Origin of the sequence: Kocuria sp. CNJ-770 (assembly GCF_001942375.1) — a bacterium.
Taxonomy (GTDB): Bacteria; Actinomycetota; Actinomycetes; order Actinomycetales; family Micrococcaceae; genus Kocuria; species Kocuria oceani.
The window spans coordinates 1-1,348 of the sequence record NZ_MKJW01000060.1 but is presented as its reverse complement, the minus strand read 5'-3'; the positions used below and the strand labels follow the sequence as shown (position 1 = coordinate 1,348).

The following is a 1,348-nucleotide window of genomic DNA, read 5'->3' as shown; positions in this document are numbered from 1 at the left end:
CTGATCCGAAAGGAGACGGCCGTGTCAGAGTCCACGACCGAGATGACAGGCATGATGATCGATCCCGTGACGGGAGAGATCATCGATCAGAAGGACCTAGCCGAGCGGCTGCTTGCCCAGGCGAAGGAGCAGGGCGTGAGCCTGGTCGGGCCCGGCGGGCTGCTGAACCAGCTGACGAAGAACGTGCTGGAAACCGCCCTGGAAGCCGAGCTGACCGAGCACCTGGGTCACGACCACGGGCAGACTCCGATCGCGGCCAACATGCGCAACGGCACGAGGGCGAAGACCGTGCTGACCGAGATCGGCCCGGTCGAGATCGAGGTGCCCCGGGACCGGGACGGGTCCTTCGAGCCGGTGATCGTGCCCAAGCGCAAGCGGCGTCTGGACGGGATCGACCAGATCGTCCTCTCGCTGTCGGCCCGCGGGCTGACGACCGGTGAGATCGCGGCGCACTTCGAGGAGGTCTACGGGGCGAAGGTCTCCAAGGACACCATCAGCCGGATTACCGAGAAGGTCGCCGGTGAGCTGGCCGAGTGGTCTTCGCGTCCGCTGGACCCGCTCTATCCGGTGCTCTTCGTCGATGCGATCGTGGTGAAGGTCCGCGACGGGCAGGTGCGCAACACGCCGTTCTACGTCGTCATGGGCGTGACCGTGCACGGGGAACGCGACATCCTCGGGATCTGGGCCGGCGACGGCGCCGAAGGCGCCCGGTTCTGGCTGCAGGTCTTCTCCGAGCTGAAGAACCGGGGCGTCGAGGACGTGCTCATGGCCGTCTGCGACGGGCTCAAGGGCCTGCCGGAGGCGATCAGCACCACCTGGACGCAGACGGTGGTTCAGCAGTGCATCGTGCACCTGATCCGCAACTCCTTCCGCTACGCCGGCCGCCAGCACCGTGACGGGATCGTCAAGGCGCTCAAACCGGTCTACACCGCGCCTTCAGAACAAGCGGCAAAGGACCGGTTCACCGAGTTCACGGCCGAGTGGGGCCAGCGGTATCCGGCGATCGTGCAGCTGTGGGAGTCCTCCTGGGCGGAGTTCGTGCCCTTCCTGGAGTACGACGTCGAGATCCGCCGGGTGATCTGCACGACGAACGCGATCGAGTCGATCAACGCCCGCTACCGGAGGGCCGTGCGGGCGCGCGGGCACTTCCCGAACGAGGCTGCTGCGCTGAAGTGCCTCTACCTCGTCACCAGGTCTCTTGATCCGACCGGCGGCGGTAGAGCACGCTGGGTGATGAGGTGGAAGCCGGCGCTGAACGCGTTCGCGATCACCTTCGCCGGACGGTTTGCGAGAACCGCTCACTGATGAAAACCGCCGGGCCCCACACACCGTTTATCGGACAGTCCCG

General features: G+C 66.2%; 1 protein-coding gene. It reads left to right on the top strand.

The genetic code is table 11. From position 1 onward, the window contains the following. Positions 1–51 precede the first annotated feature (51 nt). The gene (locus BJF77_RS02875) at positions 52–1,305 is read left to right on the top strand and encodes an IS256 family transposase (protein ID WP_255396110.1); all 1,254 of its coding nucleotides are present in this window, start codon (positions 52–54) and stop codon (positions 1,303–1,305) included. The last annotated feature ends 43 nt before the right edge of the window (positions 1,306–1,348 follow it).

What these genes read in the sequence shown, in the direction of transcription:
- BJF77_RS02875 (WP_255396110.1), top strand. Translation starts at nt 52, where the DNA reads ATGATGATCGATCCCGTGACGGGAGAGATCATCGATCAGAAGGACCTA.